This window comes from Planomicrobium sp. CPCC 101110 (genome assembly GCF_007859395.1).
Classification (GTDB): Bacteria; Bacillota; Bacilli; order Bacillales_A; family Planococcaceae; genus Planococcus.
Genome location: NZ_VOHD01000009.1, coordinates 325,182 through 343,322 on the forward strand (window position 1 = coordinate 325,182; position 18,141 = coordinate 343,322).

Consider the following 18,141-nt stretch of genomic DNA (forward strand, 5'->3'; position numbering starts at 1 on the left):
ATTGGATAAATATGTTTTTTTGTCAATGCGCAAAACAGAAAGCTTCCTTTAACTTTCGGCAGACTATAGAATGTCATTTTTCAGCGCCTCAAAAGGCGGTTGATGATCAACCCAATCGACCACTTCAAGCAAGTTTCCAACCACTCCATCCGCATCTGGCGCATTCCATTGCGGATCTTTTTTCCAAAGGCCTTTCATTCCGATGCTGCGGGCTGCTTTCACGTCATTGTCGGGATGATCGCCGATGAAAACACTTTCGGAAGGAGCAGCCTGAAGACGATCCAAAGCGCGATAGAACAACCTAACGTCAGGCTTTTTCATGTTTTCCCATTGGGATATCAAAATCGCATCAAAATAAGGATCAATTTTCAACGCTTTAATATTATTCATCTGAAACTGCCCTTTGCCGTTTGAGATGATTCCCATAGGGATCGACCGCTTTTTCAATTCGTCCAGCATATCATGCATTCCCGGGAACGGTATGCAATGGTTTTGGAATTTTGTGACGTAATCCTGCAGCAGCGCTTCTTGGCTGATGCCCCGGATGCGGTGTTCAGCGATAAGCTGCTGGTACACCTTGTCTTTCCAAACATAGCCGTGTTTATCCAGTTCTATAAACCGGGAAATATACCGCTCTTTCGGGATGTGGCCAATCCACTTTTCAAGCCGCTCGTACTGCCCGTCGATAAAAGACCGAAGAGAAGCATCCCGGTCCAGCAACGTGCCATCCAAATCAAACAACACCGCTTTGATCAATTCCTTTTCCCCCTACCTAAAACTTCCTAAGCGCGTCACCCCGGTCAGCTCCGTGCCTTCAAAAGACAATTTATAAATGTCCGGCATCGCAAGCTGCTGCCAAAACTGAAAATCGTATGCAGGATCGAAATGGTTCATGATCAACACCATTATATTGCCGTGCGTGCCTATAGCGATATTTTTCCCGGCATAAGTATGCAAAAGCTCCACCGTCTTCTTCACGCCGCGCGCCTTTGCTTCCGCATTCGACTCCCCGCCGTCCCAGGCAAACCCTTCGTCTTGCCATACTTTTTGGATAGCCGAAGCAAAATCCGCAAGCGGGCCATCACTCAAAGTCCGTTCGCGAAACTCCTCCACCAGCTCGATGTCATTGCCAACCCCTTCTACCGTCTGAACCGCCCGCTTGTAAGGGCTCGAAATAACATGGTCGATAGATTCCCGCCCCAAAAGTTCTGTAACAGTACAAGCATCCTGGAGGCCTTTTTCCGATAGCGGGCGCGACCACTCATCCGGCGTGTATACCGAATGGGCGTGACGCACAAAATACAGGTTTGTTGTCATGCGTTCCCACTCTTTTCTTGAATCTTGTCCATCTTTTCATAAATCCTTAAAGTTTCAGTTAAAAACACTTTATCTGCGCCTGTCCTCTTGTGGATCCGCTCCGCCCATTCCTCGGTTGTCGACAGCGGTGCTTCGGAAAACAGCCCTTCGCTTGTGCTCAGGAAACTTTTCCAATCATCAAATTCCCAATGGGCAATTTCATCTTTATACGGAATGCGCTTTTCAAACAGCGGCTTTGGATAGACATGATTTTGCGAAAACTCTGCCGCCGCCATAAAGAAATCCAATGCAATCGGATCTGTTTCATAGCTTTGTTTTGATTGTTTGCCGTTTGGCCGATGATAGATGATTTCCACTTCCTTTTCTTTAGGCAGCACTTGCACTTCCGCCGCCGGAAAAAAGCCGGAAAGCCGTTCTTTCGTGAACGCTTTGCTGTTGCCGTCGATCAGGATCGGCTGAAGCCATAAATCGCCAAGATCGCATAAATAGCGATTGCCAGAAGAGTCTTCAGCCACAAGTCCTACATGGGCATCCTCCGTATTCAAATGGCTGCCGACGGGATAGGCCTTGATGCCGGCTTGCGCGAATTCATCCATTAGCCAAATGGCCAAGTCGAAGCAATTGCCGGATATCCCATAACGCTCCCGATGAGCTTTCATCAATGCAACCGTCCGCTGCCTTTTCCCTTCCGCCTTCGAATAAAACCAAGCTTTTGTAAAAGTTTCCATCGGAAATTCATCAAACTTTCTCCATACTGCAAGAATCTCTTCAGGCGCTTTCATCGCAGTCACCTTCCCTAAAAGTATCTTGTTATATCTTCGGGTTTCGGGCAGTGAATCCCTTTTAACGTTCATATAAAAAGAAAGGCAGCAAAGAACATTTTTCTGCCAGGCTCGCATATTCTGTTCACACCACTCCCTTCACTGAAATCCTTCAAAAAAAGAGAAAGAATGAAATTGGTTTCAAGAATTTCTTCTCTTCAACAAAATAAGCGCTGCACTTACGCCTAATGCCAGCAGTATAATTATCCCCATTAAGATTGTTTGCCCATTTTTGGAGCTGGTCAAGTCGACTTGTTCAGTCGGCGCAGCTCCGTTTCCAAGTACCGCCAAATCTTCCTGAGCCATTGCCAGTTCATTTGTACGGCTGCAAATCAGCGATTCAAATTCATGGGAACCGCCATACAGGGAAGGCTCGCGCGCATAAACCAAATAAGCTGTACCTGTCTGGAAATCAGAACCACAATCTCCATCGCCGCTCCCGGTCACAATCATAACTTGAGACTGTTCCACACCTTTCCATGTTTCTTCCACTTCAAAAAAGACCGATGTAGAAGGCGCCCCAAAGAATGGGGTTGCTTCCCGCACGTCCAATACAGTTCCAGTGAATACTGCTTTTGAACGCGCCACTTCCTGCTCAACCCCAGGCGGCGATGTGCAAGAGCAAGCTCCTGTTGCTGAGGGAAAAGAAAAAACTCCTGCAAAAACGAGGGTGATCAAAGCAAAGAAACATGTCTTTTTCATTTTCTTCCCCCTTATCTTTTGAACAGATGCAGTGCACATGCTTTACTTTTTATTCGTACATAACCTTGTTCAGGTTGCCGCCAGTGTGTGTAAAATCATAAGGTTTTGGTCTTTATGATTATCCTTTGTCCGTTTATATCCATCTTGGAAAGATTGCCGGTAAACTTTCATGCAATCCTTCTTTTTCGCAAAACTCCACTTCTATTCTACCAAATATTTCAAGAATATTTAAACTGCCTCCTTTAAAATTTTAGGAATAGGAAAACGAAAAAGCTGACCTGTATAAAAGCCAGCTTTAGCAAATCCATTTACTTGTCGTTTTCAACCAGCTGTTTCAATTTTTCAAACATCAATGCCCAGCCTTGTTCTGTTTGGGCGCCATATTCCTCTAACGCTTTGTTTACGTCTTCATCGGTCCAGCCTTCTTCATGCGGTATTACAATTTCTTGGGTGAACAGCATCTCCGCCGCTTCCCTTACCTCGGAAATTGTAACCCGGACAATATCCGTAGCTTCGTTGAATTGCGGCATCTCAAATGTGAAGACCAATTTATGCGGCCGCCGCACTTCCTGGTACTCACCGGCAGCCCGGTACTCAACTCCATTTCGATGGTCGACGATTTCCCAAACGCCGCCTATCCGCGGATCATTGTTTACAGTTTTGTTTGTTGATTCAGAAGTAAACAGCCACTTTTTCATTAATTCCGGTTTCACCCACGCTTCAAAAACCCGTTCCGGCCTTGCTTCGAAACGCCGCGCCATGGAAATCATAACGGTGGAAGTAACATTCATCAGCCTCATCCCTCTTTCTTTTTATTGATAAAAGAAATCACTTAACACCATAGAAAATGATGCATTTCATAAAGTATAATTTCTAAAAGAACAGATCATAGGGAGCACTTTAGATGAAAATTGATGACCAGCATTTCAATGTTAACGGAATAGCTTATACCATCAGGCCAGCCGCACCTGAAGACGCGCAAAGCCTGTCGGCTCTTCGCCTGCAGATTGATGGAGAAACCGAAAACCTCGACAGGGAACCAGACGAAGCGTTCATTGATCCGTCCGGTTTCGAGCAATTGATCCAAGCGGATACCGAAAATTGCAAGAACCTCTTTTTAGTCGCCGTGGCTAGAGATAAGATCGTCGGCTTTTCCAGATGCGAAGGAAATTCGCTACAGCGTTTCGCCCACAAAGCAGAATTTGGTGTCTGCGTCCTGAAAGACTTCTGGGGTTGCGGCATCGGCAAAAACCTTTTAATGGCGTCGATTGCCTGGGCCGATGCAAACGGCATAAAAAAGCTGGCATTAGCCGTTCTCGAAACGAACAAATCCGCTATAAACCTATACAAAAAGCTCGGCTTTCAAACGGAAGGCATTTTAAAAAATGACAAACGCCTTTCTAGCGGCAACTTCTTCAATACCGTTTTGATGGGGAGATGGAACGAACAATAAATTCCTTGGCATTTTACTATACCCTTACCCTTTTTCAATCTGAAACACACCGTAAAAAATCCGTTAGGAAAACAGAAATGATATACAATGATAAAAGACTGGATTTCTAGAAGCCCAGTCTTTTGCTTTTCCGCTATTCTCTTTAAAGCGATCTTCTTTAATAACACCTGCAAGCGTTTACTTTTTCCCTTTTGCTTCTCCAGCGGAAATCTTCCTCCACCGTTAAGTAAAAAGCTTCTTGCCTTGTGCTTATTTTCCGCTGTACACATTTTTCAGCCATGTCCCGAATGGCATCAAACCGAAGTCCGCAAGCTCGCTGCAGGACATAATAAAGGATGATTTTAATAATTTCATCGGTCAGCTTTTTCTCTCTCAGTTCTTCAATTAGCTCGAAATCAATATCTCTTATCGCAAAGCCTTTGTTTTTCTCTATCAGCAATGTCTCAGGTGTAAAAGAAGATAGGTATTCCATAATTTCCTTATCCGTCATTTTTATCCCCTCCACGTTTTGCAGCAACAGCTTGCTTCATTTCCAATTGCTTTAACCCTGCAATTTTTCCCACAACTGTATTATACATAATTCTAGTCTTTATACCTAACATTATTTTATTGATAGTTCTTTTAATACTATAAGTTATACAGAAAAATCCTTGCAAAAGACCTCTTTTAACAATTTAAAAAGGCTGCACCCGAAATAGGGTTAGCCTTGAAATGATGCATTATAAAAGTAAGCAGAAAGTTGGATTCAACCGCGGACTGGCTGCCCGAATTATAAGCAAAGGACCAAATATTCATACTCTTAGTGAACCGCGGAATCCTCTAGAGGCATAGTAGGAGTCCGCACCGTTATGGTACAAGAACACATGCCCATAGCGGCAATCGCAAAAAAGGGCACCGCCGCGCTCTCTAATGTCAGCAGGTGTCTGGATCCAGCTCGATGTTTTCAAATCGAAACTTCCAAGTTCCTGCAGTGCTCGATATTGCTCTTCTGTTAACAGCTCAATACCCATTTCAGCTGCCATATCGATAGCACTGTTTTCAGGTTGGTGTTTTTTTCGGGATTCCAGCGCCTCCCGGTCATAGCAAACACTTCTGCGCACTTTTGGGCTTTCCGCTGAACAATCAAAGAAAATATATTCATCTTGTTTTTTATCATAATCCACGACATCCGGTTCGCCGCCTGTTTTTTCCATCTCATAGAGCGACCAGAGCTTTTCTGCATTTGGCTCCAGCTTTTCTTGGACATTTTCCCAGAGAAAGCCTTGGTGGCGATTCATATTAGCTTCGAAGCGGGCTTTTAATACGCCGATTATTTCTTCAACTTGTTCTTGCCGCAACTTCTTTTCATTTTCCTTTGCCATATTCATCCCTCCCGGTTTTGGTTGATCACGTGTATACTAGCCGCTCAATCTAACTGTCGAATTCAATTTATAATACATTGGATGAACAAGTAAACTCTTGTAAAGCCGTCTTTCCGCTTTATAGTTTAACAATAGCGCAATGCTTTGCAATTATGAATGCGGCAAAGTCTGCAAAAAAAAAAAAGAAACAGCGTTCATCCATTGCCGGACAAATGCTGTTTCTTTTTTATATGGTATTTTTTGAACAGAAATTACTCAACTGTAACTGATTTAGCCAAGTTGCGCGGCTTGTCCACGTCGCAATCGCGGTGAAGCGCCGCGAAGTAGCTGATCAATTGCAACGGGATAACCGCTACTAGTGGAGACAGCAATTCATGGACTTTTGGAAGCACCAGGCTGTCGCCAGCTTCTTGCAACCCTTCCATGGAAATGATGCAAGGGTTGGCGCCGCGTGCAGCCACTTCTTTGACGTTTCCGCGGATGTTCAAGTTGACCGCTTCTTGAGTAGCAAGCGCTATAACCGGAGTGCCTTCTTCGATCAATGCGATTGTTCCGTGCTTCAGCTCGCCGCCGGCGAAGCCTTCAGCTTGGATATACGAAATCTCTTTCAATTTCAATGCGCCTTCCAAGCCGACGAAGTAATCCATTACACGGCCGATAAAGAAGCAGTTGCGTGTTGTTGATAGGAATTCGCGCGCGATTTGTTCCATTTCTTCCTTAGCGTCGATTTGCGCTTGGATTGCATTCGCGACAATACCCAATTCTTGCACAAGGTTGAAGCCAAGGTCGATTCCCCGCGCTTCTGCTGTAACAGCAGCCAAGATTGACAATACAGCCAATTGCGCTGTATAAGCTTTTGTAGAAGCTACAGCTATCTCAGGTCCTGCATAAAGCAATAATGTGTGGTCCGCTTCACGGGAAAGCGTAGAACCTGCAACGTTCGTGATTGTAAGGGAAGTGTGGCCAAGTTCTTTGATTTTCACCAATACCTGGCGGCTATCCGCCGTTTCGCCTGACTGTGAAATGAAGATGAACAATGGCTTTTCAGACAGAAGCGGCATGTTATAGCCAAATTCGCTTGAAACGTGCACTTCTACCGGAATTCCAGCCATTTTCTCCAAGTACTCTTTACCGATCAATCCAGCATGGTAGCTAGTGCCCGCCGCGATAATGTGGATGCGGTCCGCTTCTTGCATTGCATCCAAAATATCCGGTTGGATGAACAGTTTATCATTTTCATCCTGATAAGCTTGAACGATTTTGCGGACAACTGCCGGCTGCTCGTCAATTTCCTTCAACATATAATGCGGGTATGTGCCTTTTTCAATATCGCTCATATCGATTTCAGCTGTGAATGGCTGGCGGCTGATGCTTTCGCCGTCTAGCGTCAAGATTTCAACGCCTTCTTTGCGGACGATAACAATCTCTTTGTCCATCAATTCAAGGAATTTGTCTGTCACTTGCAGCATTGCCATCGCATCGGATGCAACAACGTTGAATCCTTCGCCAAGGCCGACTAGAAGCGGGCTTTTGTTTTTCGCAACAAAGATTGTTTCTTCTTCTTCTGCGTCCAGCAAAGCAATCGCATAAGAACCTTTTAGCAAACCAAGGGTTTTGCTGAATGCTTCTTCTGTTGTCATGCCTTCTTCAACAAATTTCCCGATCAACTGTACAACGATCTCTGTATCCGTATCAGATTCCATTTCCACGTCAGCCAGATAATCGCGCTGCAGGTGGTGGTAGTTCTCAATAACACCGTTATGGACCAAAGTGAACCGGTCATCTTTGTTTTGATGCGGGTGAGCATTCACGCGGTTCGGTTTACCGTGTGTCGCCCAACGTGTATGGCCGATCCCAGTTGTTCCAACTACGTCTCCTTCAACCACTGCGCGCAAATCTGCAATGCGCCCTTTTTCTTTAAAAACGGTAATGCCGCTGCCATTGCGGACAGCAATTCCCGCTGAGTCGTACCCGCGGTATTCTAATTTTTCAAGACCTTTCAGTAAGATCTCCTTTGAATCATTTTCTCCAATGTACCCGACAATTCCACACATAATCTAATTCCTCCGTTTTCTAAAAGTCCAATCCAAATGAGCGTTTGCGAAGATGCGCAAACACTTCTGATGAGCCCATCCATCCGTTTGTCCAGCTGATCGCTCAACTGTTTTAAAGATGGATATAACGACCGGGCTTCACGGCCGGGAGGTATCCGCCGAAATCTCGATACTCCTCCTCCTCGTCTACTAGGGACTGATTTGTCCATCCGATTTCCCTAGTACTGGCGCTTCAACTGTTTTCCTCGTACGCATTTCTATCCCCCTTTTTTAGCGACCTTAAACAGGTAATGCCATCATACCTTTTTAATACAATTTCGTCAATAGAATCAAATAATTATTTAGGTATATTATCTTAAATTTACTAATCACCCTAGTTAATTGGACCCGTTGGAATAAAATAGGCCGGAAGCTAAAAGCTTCCAACCTAACGTATTGACTTAATTTGTTCCCATTTCCGCTCTGACAACTTCTGCAATTTGTTCCACATAATTTTCGCATGCTTCCGGAGAAGCTGCTTCCACCATGATACGCACTAAAGGCTCTGTTCCTGAAGGACGTACAAGTACGCGGCCATTGCCGTTCATTTCGCGTTCCACGTCTTCAATTACGCCTGCGACTTTTTCGTTATCCGTAACAGCATGTTTATCGGTTACACGGATATTGACGAGCTTCTGCGGGAAAATAGTCATCTCAGCCGCCAGCTCTGACAATTTTTTGCCGGTAACTTTCATGATGTTGACAAGCTGCAGACCTGTTAACAATCCATCCCCTGTTGTGTTGTAATCCAAGAAGATGATATGGCCGGATTGTTCTCCACCTAAGTTGAATTCGTTTTTCTTCATCTCTTCGACAACATACCGGTCGCCTACCGCTGTTTTGTTGCTGGCGATGCCATGGGCTTCCAAAGCTTTATAGAAGCCCATATTACTCATTACAGTAGATACCACCGTATCTTTTTGAAGGCGTCCTTCTGAATGCAAATGCTTTGCGATTATGTACATAATCTGATCGCCATCTACAATTTGTCCTTTTTCGTCCACTGCAATCAAGCGGTCCCCATCCCCGTCAAACGCAAGCCCGATATCCGCGTTTTTCGCGAGGACCATTTCCGCCAATTTCTCAGGATGTGTGGAACCGACTTTGTCGTTGATGTTCAAACCGTTCGGTGAAGTGCCCATTGAAGAAAGATCGGCATCCAAGTCGGCAAAAACATGGGTTGCAAGAGAAGATGTCGCACCGTGTGCACAGTCAAGCGCCACATGGATTCCTGCGAATTCTTCGTCCACTGTTTGCTTCAAATACTGGATGTATTTTTGGCCGCCCTCGAAATAATCTGTGACGCTGCCAAGGTCTCCGCCGGTTGGGCGAGGCAAGTTGTCTTCCGCGCTATCCAGCAATTCTTCAATTTCCGCTTCTTGGTCATCAGACAATTTAAAGCCGTCTGAACCGAAGAACTTGATGCCGTTATCTTCCACTGGATTGTGGGAAGCAGAAATCATAACACCCGCCTCCGCGCTCATGACACGCGTCAAATAAGCGACGCCTGGTGTGCTGATAACGCCTAGGCGCATCACTTCAGCACCAACGCTCAACAAGCCTGCAAGCAACGCACCTTCAAGCATTTCACCAGAAATCCGGGTGTCGCGCCCAATCAGCACTTTAGGTTTATCTTTCGAATGTTTTGTAAGAATATATCCGCCAATTCGGCCTAATCTAAAAGCAAGTTCGGGTGTCAATTCGCTGTTTGCAACGCCTCGCACACCATCAGTTCCAAAATATTTTCCCATTATTTTCTCTCCTTCAATCTCATTCTGCGGAATAGCAGATTTTTTCAATAAATTTTTTATTAAGTTGTTGATTCTTCCGAATCATTGTCGCCATCCGGCACTTCTGCAGTCTCATCAAGTGTTATCTCCGCTTTCACGGTCACTTTACCCGGCTTAACGGAACTTGTTCCAGCTGGCGGCTTCAATTCAATTTCTACGTCTGTATCGGTTGCCGTGATGACGCCGGCATTGATCTCCACTACATATTCATCGACTTGGTCCACTGCAGATTTCGGTCCATAAATTTGTACGGTTTCGCTGGAACTTTCCAAGGATTCAATGGCGATGCCCTGTTTAGGTTCCCCGTTTTGTTTGATTGTTACCGGCACTTCTTTGCTGTATTCTTCTATATTAACATTCACACTGACAATTTCAGGTTCTATTGTAACATTTTCCAGCTTTGTTAAATCATTGGCCAATACGCGCACGTTGGATTCCGCTGTGAATGGCTTGCTCAAATTCTGTTCCCCAGTTACTGTAGCCTTCACAAAACTGATGGCATCAATTACACTTTTAGGTCCTGTTACCGTTACAGTTTTCGGATTCGCCTCCATGCTGTCCAATACAAACCCTTCTTTCAGCAAGCGTTCGTTCATTTCCGGATCAATCCGGAACTCCTCCGTGACCCGCTCTTCGATCGTGACTTCCACTACGCTCGGGTCCACCCTTACCCGAAGCTGTTCGGAAAGATTTTCTGTTTGTATAGGTACTTGGTGCTTTCCAATCGGCAGCTCACGCAAATCTACAAAGAGCGTGAAATCTTTTATCTGGCGTGCGGTTTGAACGATGCTAGAGGGTCCTGTAATAGTCAAATCCACTGTTTCAGGCACTCCACTGACCATCAAGCTTGTATTGTCATAGTAGACTTCCAATTTCACATCTTCGATTTCTTCAGTCATCGTCGTCGTTTCTACCGGATTGGCTGCATTGTCATCCGCTTTGACGGAAAAGAACAAAAGAAATGCCAGCAAAAGGGCTGTAATCCGTAAAAACCACGGGTTGTCCATCATTTTATCCATTCTTTTTCCCCCTCCATTTCCATAGGGAAGAAGTTGCCGGTTGTTGCTGGTTTTCACCAAACCAGATTCTCCGCAATTTCACTTCGAAATCTTCAAGCGACAGGTTTCGGTGCAAGTCCCCGTTCGCTGTCAAACTGATAGCTCCGGTTTCCTCCGACACAATCACAGTGATGGCGTCGGTCACTTCGCTGATGCCAAGTGCTGCACGGTGGCGTGTACCAAGATCTTTTGAGATAAAAGGGCTTTCCGAGAGCGGCAAATAACACGCTGCAGCTGCAATGCGGTTTTTTTGGACAATGACGGCACCGTCATGGAGTGGTGTATTGGGGATGAACAGATTTATCAACAACTCCGACGTAATGTCTGAGTTCATCGGAATTCCTGTTTCAATGTATTCACTCAACCCTGTTTCCCGCTCAATTGAAACAAGAGCACCAATCCGGCGTTTCGCCATATAACTGACCGACTTGGACATTGCTTCAATCAGCCGGTTGCGCTCAGATTCCTCATTCAGCGTACTGCTTGAAAACAGTTTTCCGCGCCCCAGCTGCTCAAGTGCCCGCCGCAGTTCCGGCTGGAAAATGATGATAATCGCCAGAAAACCCCATTCCAGCACTTGCTGCATGATCCAACCGAGCGTTTCCAAGTCCAGGGCTACGGTTACAAGCCGCGCAATGATAATAACAAATATCCCTTTAAGCAATTGAACGGCTTTTGTGCCTTTTATGACGGTAATCAATTTATAAATAACGAACCATACTAATAAAACATCAACAATATTTACTAGCAGTTCGAATGGTGTTTGGTTTGTTATATTTTCCAAAAACGGCATCTGCAACCCTCGCTTTTCTACATCTGCATATAGAATAGTATAGCATAAGTAAAATCAGCTTGCCTTTATTGAAAAAAACCCGCCCCTTAAGAAAGGGCGAGTTTTTCATTCGGGCTGGACATTGCTGTTATCGAAGATTGAAGCTGCTTCTTTGATGCCGCTTTTTATCGTATACCAGAGCCACTCGAATGCTTTGTCAATTTCTTCGATTTCACCGGTGATAACGCCGCTTGAAGCCATATACTGCCCATTGACGATGGTCACATCGCCATGCAATTCGCCTTCTACCCTCAAATCACCGTTTTGGATCGTCAAATCGCCGACCACGGTTTCGCCTTCGGGTACAATAACCGTTTCCCCCTCAACAACTAAGTTCGGCTGCTTTGTAAAGGAAAACTGCTGTTCGTTATTGAAATTTGAAAACAGCATGGCGCTGGTCATGATGCAAAAAAGAGCAGCTGCCGTTAACAGCGGATGCTGCTTGAACCATCGCTGGACATTGGCTTTCTTTTTCTCTTTTGGAAGACGCGCCATCGTCTTTTGGACAAAATCAGAAGGCGCTTGTATATGGGATGCACTTTGGACAAATGCAATTGTTTTGCTTAACTCATGGTAAAGCTTCTGGCAATCGCTGCAGCTTTTCAAATGCGCTTTCAGCGTTGCTTCATCTGTTGAACTGATATCTCCATCTAAATAATCGTTCATGGCATGGACGATATTCTCCGGACACGCTTTCATCGTGTTCGCCTCCTACAAGTTGCTCAATTGCTTTCGAAGAGCTTCCCTTCCGCGGTGTATACGGGTTTTTACAGTCCCCAGCGGCAGATCCAAAATTTCGCTGATTTCCGCGAGCGGCAATTCTTCAATATACTTTAATACAATAGCGGCACGATACTTATCTGGCAAGCGACTAATCTCATATTGCACCCGTTCCTGCACTTCCATCCGCATCAGCTCTTCTTCCGGAAGCTGATCGTCATTGGCGATTTTCGAGTACATATCCAAGCCTTCCGCTCCACGCACTTCCGCATCCAGATGATAATCCGGTTTTTTCTTGCGGATCCGGTCGATGCACAGATTCGTAGCTATGCGGTAAAGCCATGTTGAGAACTTTCGCTTTTGATCGAACGTGTGAATATTTACATAAGCACGCATAAAGGCTTCTTGCGCAATATCCTCCGCTTCATGCTTGTTGCCAAGCATACGATAACAGATTTGATAAAGCTGGTGCTGGTAAAGCTCCACAATTTCGGCAAACGCGTTTTGGTCGCCTTTCATTACTTTTGCTATCCTCTTATTTACTAACGCATCCATGATTTCATTTCCCTCCGCCGTATGCGGCTGTCATTTATATACGGATTACTTGATAAAAAGTTTCAAAATTTTTTCTCCTTCTATCGTATCAAATAACAGATAGCTAAATCCATCTAAAATCTTACAAATTTTCTCAAATTAAAAGCCGGGCAATCTGAATTGTCCGGCGCTTCCAAAATTATCGATATAAAGTCCATATAGCCCCTATATTTCTTTGGACATGAAAACACTATTCGGATCTTCCTTATAGTCAGAAAATGGCTCACAGTATCGGAAACCAAAGCTTGCATATAGATTCCGGGCCGGTTCGAACGCTTCCATCGTTCCAGTTTCCAAACTCACGCGCTTATAGCCTCGGCGCTTCGCTTCTTCAAGGATATGTTCCAACAATAGCTTTGCTACACCTTTTCCTCGATAAGCTGGATTTGTCCGCATCGATTTCAGTTCCGCATGATATACATCCAACTCTTTAAGCGCTCCGCACCCAGCCAATCCGCTCCCCTGCCAGACGCTCCAAAATGTGATTTCCGGTTTTCGCAAGCGGTCCAGATCCAATGCGTGAATACTTTCCGGCGGAGAATGCACAGCCATATCCTGCAAGTGTTCCTCCAGCAGCACCGCTATTTCCTTGCCAGTCAAATCGTCAATTTTAATCTCCATAAGTTCCCCTCCCCAATATCTTTCATTTTAATGAATTCTGTAATAAAAGGCGAAGCTAGGCTTGATTTTTTTACTGAAGAATGCGTAATAGACTTTTCAGGATTGAACACAAAAAAACAGGCTTTCGCCTGTTTTAGAGTAATTTTTCTCCGAATAATGAACCCATAAGGGCGACCGCCACGTCAGCTGTACGGTTTTTCTCATCCAAAATCGGATTCACTTCGACAAACTCCGCAGAAGTGATAATGTTTGCATCATGCAGCATTTCCATCGCTAAATGGCTTTCCCGGTAGCTGATGCCGCCCGGAACCGGTGTCCCTACGCCCGGCGTGTAAATTGGGTCGATGCCATCAAGATCAAGGGACAAATGGACCGCATCGGTTTTCCGTTCTTCTTTCAAATAACGGATGGTGTCTTCAATAACTGCACTCATGCCCATTTTATCAATTTCATGCATGCTGTAAACTTTGATTCCAAGTTCTTTGATCAATTTACGTTCCCCTGGATCGACTGAGCGCGCACCGATGATGACAATATTCTCCGGCTTCACTTTTGGCGAGTATCCTCGGATATGCGTCAATTGCTCATGTCCAAGGCCGAAGCTTGCGGCAAGCGGCATGCCATGGATATTGCCCGATGGCGACGTATCGCTCGTATTCATATCCGCATGCGCATCATACCAGATAACGCCCAGGTTCTCATGGCGTTCTGAAATGCCGGAAAGCGTTCCAATAGCAATACTATGATCGCCTCCAAGAACAAGCGGGAAATTCCCTGCTTCCGCAACCTTGAATACTTTATCGCCAAGTGCCGTGCTGGCATCTGTAATCGCTTTCAGATTTCGCATGTTAGTGGCATGTTCAACCGTTCCGTCTGCCGGCCCGATCAAAATATCGCCCTCATCTGTAACTTTATGGCCCAAGCTTTCAATCCGCTCTACTACACCTGCATAACGAATAGCACTCGGTCCCATGTCCACGCCACGGCGATTTTGCCCATGGTCCATCGGAACACCGATAATTGATATATTTAAATTATTCATTATTCTATGCCCCCTTACTAGTATGAACTTATTGTACTAGCAAAGTTATCTTTGGCTCAACTCGATACGATTACGCATATTTATGCAACTTTTCCGTCAACTCTTTCTTTAGTCGCGGCCACTCCCGATCAATAATTGAATACACAACCGCGTTTCTCGGTTTGCCCGTTGAACGGATCCGTTCATTGCGCAAAACGCCTTCTTTCACAGCCCCTATCCGTTCCAGCGCTTTTTGCGAACGGAGGTTTTCAGCATCCGTTTTGAACTGTACGCGGATCATTCCACACTCTTCAAAACAATACTCCAACAAAGCCAGCTTCACAGCCGTATTCACATGGGTTCGCTGTGCCGGTTCAGCATAGAATGTCGAACCGATTTCACAGCTTCTATTTTTTTCGTCAATTGCATAAATACGGGTAGTGCCGATCACTTGCGACGTTTCCATGTTTTCCACTGCAAAAGATAATACATCCGGTTTGCCAAGCCCCTGTTCAAGCCAAGCCGTTAACTGCTCAAACGTTTCTATCTTTGTCAGCATATGTTCAAATATCCCGGGTGTATAAAGCTCCCATAATGAAGCGAAGTCTTTTCTGTTCATTAACCGCAACCGTACATTCGATTGTTCCAATAACATATTTATTTCCCCTTTCAGCTGAAGTACACAGCTTGAATTCGTTTTAAAAAATCTTGTTCCAGCTCTCCCATCTCTTTCGCTAACATATAAATTGAAACCACAGGCAATGGAAACAAGTCAAAATGCGCATCCATCAGCCTTCCTTCAATCATTTCGCGGCGCACCATCGAGCGCGGCAAAAAGGAGACGCCAAGTCCTTCCTGGATAAAGCGTTTTGCAATATAAGCTTGCGTCACTTTCATTGTCCGGATGCCTGGAACCCGGATGCGCAATTTAACAAGGAGCTCTTCCCAAAATACAGGATGGTGATGTGTGAAGAGATACGATGTCCGCAGCGCGGCTTCTGCTGAAACTGCCGGACCTGTTTCATCATCGTATGCATCCCTTGGCAGGACAAACAAAATCGGATCATCGTATACTGCTTCATGGAGTATGTTCCGCCGTACTGCAGGCAAGGCGGAGATTCCAGCAGACACTTCCCCTGCTTCCACCAGCTCTTCTATCCGTTCCGATTCTTCTATACGAATCACCAGTTCAACATCCGGATGATCCCGGGTGAATGATTTTAGGATATAAGGCAAAATCGTTTCTGCCATCAGCGGGGAAATTGCCAGTGTCCATGTATTCCGGTAGCCTTGGGCAAATGCCAGAAGGTCTGCAACACTTTCATCCATTTGAGCTAAAATCTTTTCAGCATCTCGTTTAAAACGCTTTCCGGCCTCTGTCAGCATTACCCGGTTCTTGCTTCGCTTGAACAAAAGCACCCCCAAATTGGCTTCCAAAAGCCTGATATGCACCGTAACATTCGGCTGCGACATCAGCAAGCGTTCAGCAGTCTTGCGAAAATTCAAAGTTTCAGCAGCATCAACGAAGGTCTTCAGCCAAGCTAACTCCATCCAATCCCTCTTTTCAATCAATAAATTAAATTGATTTAATTATATATCTTTAATTTTTGTTATTGAAGTCTCTGGGTATGATAAAAGAAAAAGGAGGAATAAATATGTTCCAAAAAGGATTAAAAGGCGTGGTGGCTGTCCAGACCCATATCGCTTCGGTCGATGGGGAGAAAGGGGAACTGCGTTATCGGGGAAAGCTGGTTGGTGAAGTGATTGAAGGAAAATCTTTTGAAGAGACAGCTTATTATCTTTGGCATGGGAGCTTTCCTTCTGCTGGCGAGTTAGAGGAATTGAAGAACCAGTTGATTCGGCATCGCCTTCTTCCTCCGCACATCATTGAAATGGCAAAGCTTCTGCCGCCCGGCACTTCAATCATGGACAGTTTGCGCACATTGGTTTCAGCCTATACGCATCATGCTTTCAAAGCACTGCCTTCTGCTGAACAAGCCGTTGCCTTTACTGCTGCCCTTCCTGTTTTGACTGCTATGGTTTACCGGCTTCATAATAGGAAGGAACTTGTCCGTCCACGCAATGGTCTGGGCCACACTGCTAATTATCTATGGATGTTGAAAGGAGTTGAACCGGCCCCTGCCCAAGTCGAAGCGTTGGAAACTTATTTGAAACTGACCATGGAACACGGCATGAACGCTTCTACTTTTGCAGCACGCGTTACCATCTCCACCGAATCCGATTTAACATCGGCTGTTACATCTGCACTTGGCGCGATGAAAGGCCCGCTTCATGGAGGAGCTCCTTCAGGAGTGATTGATCTGCTTGATGAAATTGGAAAACCTGAAAACATCAACCCAGTAATTTCGGACAAACTGGAGCATGGAGAAAAAATCATGGGCTTCGGCCATCGGGTTTACCGGACCGAAGACCCGCGATCCATCATATTGCGGGAGAAATGTTTGGCGCTTCAAGGAGAAGACCCTTGGCTTGATCTTGCCGTAGCAGCTGAAGCAGAAACGATTCAGTTGCTGAATGCCCATAAACCTGGCAGGGCGCTCTACACCAACGTTGAATTTTATGCTGCTGCAATCATGCGTTCGATCGACATGCCGCCGGAACTTTTTACTCCGACATTCAGCATCGCCCGCATCGTTGGCTGGACTGCCCATGCACTTGAACAGCAGCAAGACAACGTTATTTTCCGCCCGCAATCCGAATACATTGGAAAATAAAAAAAGCCCGCATCCAAATGAATGGATACGGGCTTTTCACACATGGATAGTACAAATACACATGGAACAATGGAGCCTAGGGGGCTCGAACCCCTGACCTCGACGCTGCCAGCGTCGCGCTCTCCCAGCTGAGCTAAGGCCCCGCGCTGAACAGGCGCAAGGATTTTAAAAATGATGAGCCATGAAGGATTCGAACCTTCGACCCTCTGATTAAAAGTCAGATGCTCTACCAACTGAGCTAATGGCTCACAACAAAATGGCTGGGGTACCTGGATTCGAACCAGGGCATGACGGGATCAAAACCCGTTGCCTTACCGCTTGGCTATACCCCAATGCCATGCATATAAAACTGGTGGTGGGGGGCAGATTCGAACTGCCGAACCCGAAGGAGCGGATTTACAGTCCGCCGCGTTTAGCCACTTCGCTACCCCACCGAGAATTCATGGTGGAGGATGACGGGATCGAACCGCCGACCCTCTGCTTGTAAGGCAGATGCTCTCCCAGCTGAGCTAATCCTCCACATAACTATAAATAATGGTGACCCCTACGGGATTCGAACCCGTGTTACCGCCGTGAAAGGGCGGTGTCTTAACCGCTTGACCAAGGGGCCATTTGAAATATGATGTACAACCTGTTTTAAAAGAAATCTTATAGGAAATCAAAAGCTTCCAACCGGGCTCGAACCGGTGACCTCTTCCTTACCATGGAAGCACTCTACCTGCTGAGCTATGGAAGCAAGGTAAAAGGTGTAGATAAAAAATATAAAATAGCCCAGCGACGTCCTACTCTCACAGGGGGAGACCCCCAACTACCATCGGCGCAAAAGAGCTTAACTTCCGTGTTCGGGATGGGAACGGGTGTGGCCTCTTTGCCATCATCACTGGACTCTTTTTTTCAGAGTGCTTGTTCACTCAAAACTGGATACACGACGGTTGAAACGAAACAGATTTGGTTAAGTCCTCGATCGATTAGTATTCGTCAGCTGCACATGTCGCCATGCGTCCACCCCGAACCTATCTACCT

Annotated in this window: 20 protein-coding genes, 7 tRNA genes and 1 rRNA gene; 2 read left to right on the plus strand and 26 right to left on the minus strand. The window is 45.6% G+C overall.

Annotated features, from left to right (window positions below):
- Positions 1-63 precede the first annotated feature (63 nt).
- The 5 genes from FQV30_RS15635 to FQV30_RS15655 all read right to left on the minus strand — a co-directional run bounded on the left by FQV30_RS15635 (position 64) and on the right by FQV30_RS15655 (position 3,631).
- Complete coding sequence (locus FQV30_RS15635) at positions 64-756, minus strand: HAD family hydrolase (protein ID WP_146501079.1); 693 nt, start codon at positions 754-756, stop codon at positions 64-66.
- Between the two features lie 12 nt (positions 757-768).
- Entirely contained in the window at positions 769-1,317 is a 549-nt protein-coding gene (locus FQV30_RS15640; protein ID WP_146501080.1) for a histidine phosphatase family protein, read from the minus strand.
- A complete protein-coding gene (locus FQV30_RS15645; protein WP_146501111.1) occupies positions 1,314-2,099 on the minus strand; it encodes a hypothetical protein in 786 nt (261 codons plus the stop codon). The genes FQV30_RS15640 and FQV30_RS15645 overlap by 4 nt, the downstream gene beginning before the upstream one ends.
- Before the next feature lie 180 nt (positions 2,100-2,279).
- Positions 2,280-2,840, minus strand: a complete 561-nt coding sequence (locus tag FQV30_RS15650; RefSeq protein ID WP_146501081.1) for a hypothetical protein — start codon at positions 2,838-2,840, stop codon at positions 2,280-2,282.
- Between the two features lie 308 nt (positions 2,841-3,148).
- A complete protein-coding gene (locus FQV30_RS15655; RefSeq protein ID WP_146501082.1) occupies positions 3,149-3,631 on the minus strand; it encodes an SRPBCC family protein in 483 nt (160 codons plus the stop codon).
- Between the two features lie 113 nt (positions 3,632-3,744).
- Between FQV30_RS15655 and FQV30_RS15660 the strand changes: the two genes are divergently transcribed.
- Positions 3,745-4,293, plus strand: coding sequence for a GNAT family N-acetyltransferase (locus FQV30_RS15660; protein ID WP_146501083.1), 549 nt, complete (start codon positions 3,745-3,747; stop codon positions 4,291-4,293).
- Positions 4,294-4,450: 157 nt separating this feature from the next.
- On the opposite strand, the gene FQV30_RS15665 is transcribed toward FQV30_RS15660, so the two are convergent.
- From FQV30_RS15665 to FQV30_RS15720, 13 genes are all read right to left on the minus strand, one after another.
- The gene (locus FQV30_RS15665) at positions 4,451-4,783 is read right to left on the minus strand and encodes a DnaD domain protein (protein ID WP_146501084.1); all 333 of its coding nucleotides are present in this window, start codon (positions 4,781-4,783) and stop codon (positions 4,451-4,453) included.
- Entirely contained in the window at positions 4,773-4,949 is a 177-nt protein-coding gene (locus FQV30_RS18040) for a hypothetical protein (RefSeq protein ID WP_186725683.1), read from the minus strand. The genes FQV30_RS15665 and FQV30_RS18040 overlap by 11 nt, the downstream gene beginning before the upstream one ends.
- A gap of 135 nt (positions 4,950-5,084) precedes the next feature.
- A complete protein-coding gene (locus tag FQV30_RS15670; RefSeq protein WP_146501085.1) occupies positions 5,085-5,654 on the minus strand; it encodes a DUF4256 domain-containing protein in 570 nt (189 codons plus the stop codon).
- Between the two features lie 251 nt (positions 5,655-5,905).
- A complete protein-coding gene (gene glmS / locus FQV30_RS15675) occupies positions 5,906-7,708 on the minus strand; it encodes a glutamine--fructose-6-phosphate transaminase (isomerizing) (protein WP_146501086.1) in 1,803 nt (600 codons plus the stop codon).
- 440 nt (positions 7,709-8,148) lie between these two features.
- The gene (gene glmM, locus FQV30_RS15680) at positions 8,149-9,498 is read right to left on the minus strand and encodes a phosphoglucosamine mutase (protein ID WP_146501087.1); all 1,350 of its coding nucleotides are present in this window, start codon (positions 9,496-9,498) and stop codon (positions 8,149-8,151) included.
- Positions 9,499-9,557: 59 nt separating this feature from the next.
- Positions 9,558-10,556, minus strand: a complete 999-nt coding sequence (locus FQV30_RS15685) for a CdaR family protein (RefSeq protein ID WP_146501088.1) — start codon at positions 10,554-10,556, stop codon at positions 9,558-9,560.
- Positions 10,549-11,388 carry a diadenylate cyclase CdaA gene (cdaA, locus tag FQV30_RS15690; protein ID WP_146501089.1) on the minus strand — a complete coding sequence of 280 codons (840 nt, stop codon included), beginning with the start codon at positions 11,386-11,388 and terminating at the stop codon, positions 10,549-10,551. The genes FQV30_RS15685 and cdaA overlap by 8 nt, the downstream gene beginning before the upstream one ends.
- A gap of 105 nt (positions 11,389-11,493) precedes the next feature.
- Positions 11,494-12,126, minus strand: a complete 633-nt coding sequence (locus tag FQV30_RS15695) for a zf-HC2 domain-containing protein (RefSeq protein ID WP_146501090.1) — start codon at positions 12,124-12,126, stop codon at positions 11,494-11,496.
- Between the two features lie 12 nt (positions 12,127-12,138).
- Positions 12,139-12,702: an RNA polymerase sigma factor SigW gene (sigW, locus tag FQV30_RS15700; protein WP_146497105.1), complete on the minus strand. Its 564-nt coding sequence runs from the start codon at positions 12,700-12,702 to the stop codon at positions 12,139-12,141.
- A gap of 204 nt (positions 12,703-12,906) precedes the next feature.
- Positions 12,907-13,362, minus strand: a complete 456-nt coding sequence (locus FQV30_RS15705; protein WP_146501091.1) for a GNAT family N-acetyltransferase — start codon at positions 13,360-13,362, stop codon at positions 12,907-12,909.
- A gap of 133 nt (positions 13,363-13,495) precedes the next feature.
- The gene (rocF, locus tag FQV30_RS15710; RefSeq protein ID WP_146501092.1) at positions 13,496-14,404 is read right to left on the minus strand and encodes an arginase; all 909 of its coding nucleotides are present in this window, start codon (positions 14,402-14,404) and stop codon (positions 13,496-13,498) included.
- A 70-nt stretch (positions 14,405-14,474) separates the two neighbouring features.
- Positions 14,475-15,038 (minus strand): GNAT family N-acetyltransferase, encoded by a 564-nt coding sequence (locus FQV30_RS15715; protein WP_146501093.1) that lies wholly within the window; start codon positions 15,036-15,038, stop codon positions 14,475-14,477.
- 14 nt (positions 15,039-15,052) lie between these two features.
- Complete coding sequence (locus FQV30_RS15720) at positions 15,053-15,934, minus strand: LysR family transcriptional regulator (RefSeq protein WP_146501094.1); 882 nt, start codon at positions 15,932-15,934, stop codon at positions 15,053-15,055.
- A gap of 104 nt (positions 15,935-16,038) precedes the next feature.
- Here FQV30_RS15720 and FQV30_RS15725 point away from each other — a divergent pair, with 104 nt between their 5' ends.
- Positions 16,039-17,118, plus strand: coding sequence for a citrate synthase/methylcitrate synthase (locus FQV30_RS15725; protein ID WP_146501095.1), 1,080 nt, complete (start codon positions 16,039-16,041; stop codon positions 17,116-17,118).
- Between the two features lie 70 nt (positions 17,119-17,188).
- Here FQV30_RS15725 and FQV30_RS15730 read toward each other — a convergent pair.
- The 8 genes from FQV30_RS15730 to rrf form a co-directional block, all read right to left on the minus strand.
- A tRNA-Ala gene (locus FQV30_RS15730) sits at positions 17,189-17,261 on the minus strand.
- A gap of 32 nt (positions 17,262-17,293) precedes the next feature.
- A tRNA-Lys gene (locus FQV30_RS15735) sits at positions 17,294-17,366 on the minus strand.
- A gap of 9 nt (positions 17,367-17,375) precedes the next feature.
- Positions 17,376-17,450: transfer RNA gene (locus FQV30_RS15740), tRNA-Gln, on the minus strand.
- An 18-nt stretch (positions 17,451-17,468) separates the two neighbouring features.
- Positions 17,469-17,552: transfer RNA gene (locus FQV30_RS15745), tRNA-Tyr, on the minus strand.
- A 9-nt stretch (positions 17,553-17,561) separates the two neighbouring features.
- Positions 17,562-17,637, minus strand: a tRNA-Val gene (locus FQV30_RS15750).
- A gap of 16 nt (positions 17,638-17,653) precedes the next feature.
- Positions 17,654-17,728 (minus strand) — tRNA-Glu (locus FQV30_RS15755).
- 53 nt (positions 17,729-17,781) lie between these two features.
- Positions 17,782-17,854, minus strand: a tRNA-Thr gene (locus tag FQV30_RS15760).
- A gap of 33 nt (positions 17,855-17,887) precedes the next feature.
- Positions 17,888-18,003: ribosomal RNA gene (gene rrf, locus FQV30_RS15765) — 5S ribosomal RNA — on the minus strand.
- Positions 18,004-18,141 lie beyond the last annotated feature (138 nt).